The sequence below is a fragment of the Massilia sp. TWP1-3-3 genome (genome assembly GCF_049897805.1).
Classification (GTDB): domain Bacteria; phylum Pseudomonadota; class Gammaproteobacteria; order Burkholderiales; family Burkholderiaceae_D; genus Telluria_A.
In genome coordinates, this window is sequence record NZ_JAFCWX010000074.1 from 1 (window position 1) to 5018 (window position 5018).

The window sequence follows — 5018 nt, forward strand, 5'->3', positions numbered from 1 at the left end:
TTCCTTTCCCGTTCGCTCGGGTAGGGCAGATTTCGTCCGAGACATCCGAACTACGGTCAGCGCCAAGCGATGCCGAAAAACCGTAAGCGCGATGGAGATTCATGCAACATTCGGGCTAGTGCTGCGAACTTTTGCCGTGGCCGGAGGGTGCGACGCATATCTGGTTGCGCCCGCCCTCCTTTGCTTCGTACAGCATGGCGTCGGCGCGCAGGAACAGTTCGTTTTCGCTCTTGTATTCGGGATAGGCCGCCACCCCGCCGCTGAAGGAAAAGTGGCGCGTGTCGCCGGGCTTGACTTCAAACGGGATCGCGCAAAAGGCCTGGCGCATGGCGTCGAGCCGGCGCCAGCCCTCTTCGAGCGTGCAATCCCAGAATACGACGACAAACTCCTCGCCGCCAAAGCGGCTGAGCAGGTCGCGCTCGCCGATGTGCGGCGCCAGCGTGAGCGACAGGCGCTTGATGACGATATCGCCGAAATAATGGCCCCAAGTGTCGTTGATGGTTTTGAACTTGTCAATATCGACAATGCCAAACGCGAGCGGACGCGCTTCGCCGGCCGCCTGGCGAATCAGTTCCTGCGCTTTTTTCTGCAGGCCGATCTTGTTGAGCAGCCCGGTGGCGCGGTCCTTGCCGATCAAGTCCTTGTTGACGCGAATCTTGTTGGCGCGGTTGATCAACTGCGCGGCCAGCACGTCGGGGTCGGTCATCAGGATGATTTCGTCAAAGCCGCTGGCCAGCGCGCTACGGGTCAGGGCCGCGTTCGGGTGGCGCTGCAGCAGCGTGATTTCGCGCACGGGATCGGCTTCAATGTTCTTCTTGAGAACGCGCACCAGCGATTCCGTTCGCTCATACTCGGCGTCGGTAATGAGCACCAAGTCCGGCTGCAATTCCTTCACGCGCAAATGCAGCGTCTGCGAGTCGCCGTGGTGGATCACTTCCACGCGCGCCTGCAACAAGGCCGCCTCATCCAGGCCAACCGGTTCGCCCAGGTACACCAGGCGCACCAGGTCGCCGCGCTTTTTCTGGACGAACAAGGTGAACAATTTGTCGACCAGCACGTCGTTGGCAATCGGCTTTTCCGCATACGCGAGGCAATTGCTGTCGACCAGGCGCTGCTGCAGCAGGTAGCGGCCACCCTGGCGTACTGTTTGCAGGTAGACATAGCTTTGTTCGCTCGGCAGGCGCTGCAGCAATTCGCCCAGCATCAAGGTCTTGCGGCTGTCGTGCATGTCGGCCTGCATGCTGTGCAGGGCGTCAAGGTCGATGACGAACAGGGAGTTGCCGCGGTCGCCTTCGACGGCCATGACAAAATCTTGCACTTCGTTGAAAAAGAGGATGTCGAAGTCGTATTTATGCGCGCATAGCAGCAGTTCAGCCTGGTTGTCCTTGATGAAAAAAGTCTGGGACAGCAGCATTACTTCGTTCTTGTAGAGCGGCGCATCATTTGTCATGTTTCGTCAGCCTTCATTGCCTTGGTGGGTTAATCGCTCACTACATCACCATACACAAGAATGCCGATCTTCGCTGTACTAAAGATGGGTTCGCATTGTTGCCAAAAAAAACCCGTGTTTTCACCAGGAAAAACACGAGCCGGCCGGCGGCTGTCAGGCGCCGCGGCGAAAACTTTCCCGTACCGTTACTTGGTCATCGACAGCGCGTAGTTACCGGCGCCGCTGTAGGAATACACGGTGACCCGGTAGTAACCGGCGCTGGCGGGATACGTCACCGACTCCGACGACGTCGGCGACGTGCATTCTGCAACTTTCCGCCAGGCGCTGTTGGTCCAGCGTTCCAGCCTCAGTTCGAAGTCGGCGCTGGCCGGCGCGCTCAAAGTCGCCTTGATCGTGCCCCCGGCGTACTCGAACCATGGCGATGGCAAAATCACCGATTGCCCGGCAGACAGGTAACCGGTGAAGGTCTGCGCCGGCGGGGTAACGGGCCCGTTGCCGACATCGAACCAAACCGTCTTGGCCCGATCGCCATTTGCGTGCCCATGTTGCTGATCTGGTAGCGTGGAGAAATCGAGTGGCATCGTGATTATGCGTGGTATCGGTAGTGCGGGAAATGGTGATCAAACCTTGACCAATTCAAATAGAATTGCTATTCTATTTGAATGGTCAGACTAGCAAAATACAACGAAGACAGCTTCATCGACAGCGCCATTAACATCGCCGCGCAGTGCGGCATCGGCGCGCTATCAATGGCGTCGATTGCCTCCAGCGCCGGCGCGCCGATTGGTTCCCTATATCACCGTTTCGATTCGCGCGGCACGGTGCTGGCGCGCGCCTGGCTGAAGGTCCGGGCCGATTTTCGCGCGCACGTCTTGCCACATTGGGAGTCGGGCAACACGTGGAGCGCGGTCGAAGCGCTCTTGCAATGGTGCCGCAGCAAGCCGGCTTACGCGCGCTTCATGCTGCAATCGGATGCCGCGCCGGACTTCGGCGAACTGTCGGCGCAACTGCACGCACTGGTCGAACAAGACCAGGCCGACTACGATGCCGCCTTTGAGCGCTGCGTACAAACCCTGCCGCCGCACTTGGCAAATCCCGGCAATATTGTTCACTTCATCCTGATCGGCGCGCCGGTCGCGATCGTCAAACCTTTCCTGAGCCAGGAGCAAACCATCCCATCCTGCATCGATGGCATGTTGCGCTCATCGCACGATGCTGTGTGCCACTGGGCAAGTTCGTCCCGATGAAGCAAGCCATCCCAAGCGCGCAGCGCTACTCCCTGCAGACCGACAACGGCAAAAAGATTCCCTTGCATGACGAGGCTGGCCTGGCGTCGATGCGCGCCGCGTGCCGCGTTGCGGCCGACACACTCGACATGGTCGCCCCGCATGTCAAAGCGGGCGTTTCAACGGCGCACCTTGACGCCTTGTGCGAAGCCTTCATGCGCGCAGCCGGCAGTATTCCCGCCACCATCGACTATCACGGCTACCAGCACGCCAACTGCATCTCGGTCAATCATGTGGTCACGCACGGCATCCCGTCGGCCACCAAGCTGCTGCGGGCCGGCGATATCGTCAACATCGACGTTTCACCTTTGCTCCGTGGCTGGCATGGCGACACCAGCCGCACTTTTCAAGTCGGCGCGGTGTCGATCCTCGCCCAGCGTCTGGTGGGCGCCACCTATAAGGCGCTGTTTGCCGGCATTGGCCAGGTGCGTCCGGGCGCCACGCTGGGCGACGTTGGCGCGGCAATTGCGGCAGTGGCGCGCGGGCACGGCTTTTCGACGGTGCGCGACTTTTGCGGCCATGGCATCGGTCGCGTATTCCACGACGCGCCCCAGGTCTTGCACTACGGCCGCGCCGGCACCGGCATCGTGCTCGAGCCTGGCATGATTTTTACCATCGAGCCCATGCTTAACGCCGGCAGCCATCACGTCAAAGTTTCGTCCGACAAGTGGACCACGGTAACGAAAGACCATAGTTTGTCGGCACAGTTTGAACATACCGTTGCGGTTACCAATAGCGGCGTCGAGGTGTTGACATTGTCGGCGGACGAGCGCAACAAGGCCTTCTGCTGAAACGCGCGCTTCAATGCCGGGGCGTCAGGCCCAGTGCACATTTTGCAGCATTGACGTCCGTCTGCTTTACACTAGCGAGTTGGCAACCGCTGCTCTCGACTGATCATGATTACCGACTCCTCTTGGAACCACGCCCCTGCCACCCTGTCCAAGCAAGACAGTGAGGCGATCGCGGCGCATGCCGCCGCGTCCGATCAAACCGGCATGCTTGCCCCGGAACTGCAAGCCTTGCTCCACGCCCGCGGCTGGCTCAGCATGCTGGCCCCGGCGGCGGCAGGCGGCGCCGAGATGGCATTGCCGGACGCGGTGCGCCTGGAAGAAGCAATTGCCAGCGTTGACGGCAGCACCGGCTGGCTCGTCACGCTGTGCGCGGGCGCCGGCTGGTTCGGCGGTTACCTAGCGCCCGATTTCGCGCGCGACGTGATTGGCACGCCGGCCGTGTGCGTGGGCGGCAGCGGCGCGCCGACCGGGTACGCCGAACGCGAAGGCGACGGCTACCGGCTCAGCGGGCGCTGGGACATCGCCACCGGGACGCCGATGGCAACCCACTTCACGCTCAACGCGATGCTGCGCGAACGCGGCGTGCCACTGCTGGACCGGAACGGCGCGCCGCGCGTGCGCGCCTTTATCGTGCCGGCGGTAAACGTCCAAGTGCACCCAAGCTGGCACAGCATTGGCCTGCGGGCGACGGCCTCGCACAGTTTCAGCATGGACGGTGTCTGGGTTGCCGCGCGCCACGCGTTCGACATCGCGCCCGACCATGCGACGGCGCCAGGTCCACTGTACCGGTTCCCGTTTCTCACGCTGGCGTTCGTCACGCTGGCGGCCAATGTGGCGGGCATGGCGCTGCATTTCCTGCGCCTGGCCGGGCCGCTGATCGCACGCCGGCGCCATCCACTGTCCGGCTGCCTGCTGGGGGAACTGCCGGCGGTCGTGGAGGTCATACGGGAGCAAGAGCACAGTGTCGCAGAAGCGCGAGCCCATTTTTATCGCCTACTCGACAATATGTGGAGCGCCGTCTGCGCCAATGCGCCAGTCGATGCCGGCGTACTGAACGCGGCGTCGCTGGCCTTGGTCGATGCCGCGCGCCACGCTGTCGACACGCTGTATCCTTATTGCGGACTGTACGCGGCAGATCAACGCAGCGACATCGGCCGCGTCTGGCGCGACCTGCATACGGCCACGCAGCACGCGATGCTGGTGCCGTTGCCAACGGCGCCGGCGCAAACAAGTCAGCACATCCGGGCCATTGAAAATGGGCTTGTGCAAGCGGTCTAGCGCAACGGGTCTAACGCAACGGGTCTAGAGCCAACGTATCGCCTGCTTTCGGGTCGACGTACTTGCTTTTTTCAGGAGGAATTTTGTCAACGCGACTAGTGTAGTGCGTCAAACAGATTGAAGCTTATTAAGTTTGGCACGAGCGCGCGTGACTTTGGCAAGAATGTCGGTCGCTTTCGCGGTCCATATATACGGTTTCGGTGCCATATTATG

5 protein-coding genes are annotated in these 5018 nt (G+C 61.3%); 3 read left to right on the top strand and 2 right to left on the bottom strand.

The window, feature by feature from the left end; translation table 11 throughout:
• Window positions 1-115: 115 nt before the first annotated feature.
• Both ACP7D4_RS27500 and ACP7D4_RS27505 read right to left on the bottom strand, forming a co-directional pair.
• Entirely contained in the window at window positions 116-1450 is a 1335-nt protein-coding gene (locus ACP7D4_RS27500; protein ID WP_426212586.1) for a diguanylate cyclase, read from the bottom strand.
• 185 nt (window positions 1451-1635) lie between these two features.
• Window positions 1636-2031 (bottom strand): hypothetical protein, encoded by a 396-nt coding sequence (locus ACP7D4_RS27505; protein ID WP_426212587.1) that lies wholly within the window; start codon window positions 2029-2031, stop codon window positions 1636-1638.
• A gap of 81 nt (window positions 2032-2112) precedes the next feature.
• Between ACP7D4_RS27505 and ACP7D4_RS27510 the strand changes: the two genes are divergently transcribed.
• From ACP7D4_RS27510 to ACP7D4_RS27520, 3 genes are all read left to right on the top strand, one after another.
• Entirely contained in the window at window positions 2113-2697 is a 585-nt protein-coding gene (locus ACP7D4_RS27510) for a TetR/AcrR family transcriptional regulator (RefSeq protein WP_426212589.1), read from the top strand.
• Window positions 2694-3527, top strand: coding sequence for a type I methionyl aminopeptidase (map, locus tag ACP7D4_RS27515; protein ID WP_426212591.1), 834 nt, complete (start codon window positions 2694-2696; stop codon window positions 3525-3527). The genes ACP7D4_RS27510 and map overlap by 4 nt, the downstream gene beginning before the upstream one ends.
• A gap of 105 nt (window positions 3528-3632) precedes the next feature.
• Window positions 3633-4805, top strand: a complete 1173-nt coding sequence (locus tag ACP7D4_RS27520) for an acyl-CoA dehydrogenase (RefSeq protein WP_426107606.1) — start codon at window positions 3633-3635, stop codon at window positions 4803-4805.
• Window positions 4806-5018 lie beyond the last annotated feature (213 nt).

Bases quoted from the DNA above. Each gene is read 5' to 3' on its own strand.
- ACP7D4_RS27500 (WP_426212586.1), bottom strand. From the start codon at position 1,450: ATGACAAATGATGCGCCGCTCTACAAGAACGAAGTAATGCTGCTGTCC.
- ACP7D4_RS27505 (WP_426212587.1), bottom strand. From the start codon at position 2,031: ATGCCACTCGATTTCTCCACGCTACCAGATCAGCAACATGGGCACGCA.
- ACP7D4_RS27510 (WP_426212589.1), top strand. From the start codon at position 2,113: ATGGTCAGACTAGCAAAATACAACGAAGACAGCTTCATCGACAGCGCC.
- map (WP_426212591.1), top strand. From the start codon at position 2,694: ATGAAGCAAGCCATCCCAAGCGCGCAGCGCTACTCCCTGCAGACCGAC.
- ACP7D4_RS27520 (WP_426107606.1), top strand. From the start codon at position 3,633: ATGATTACCGACTCCTCTTGGAACCACGCCCCTGCCACCCTGTCCAAG.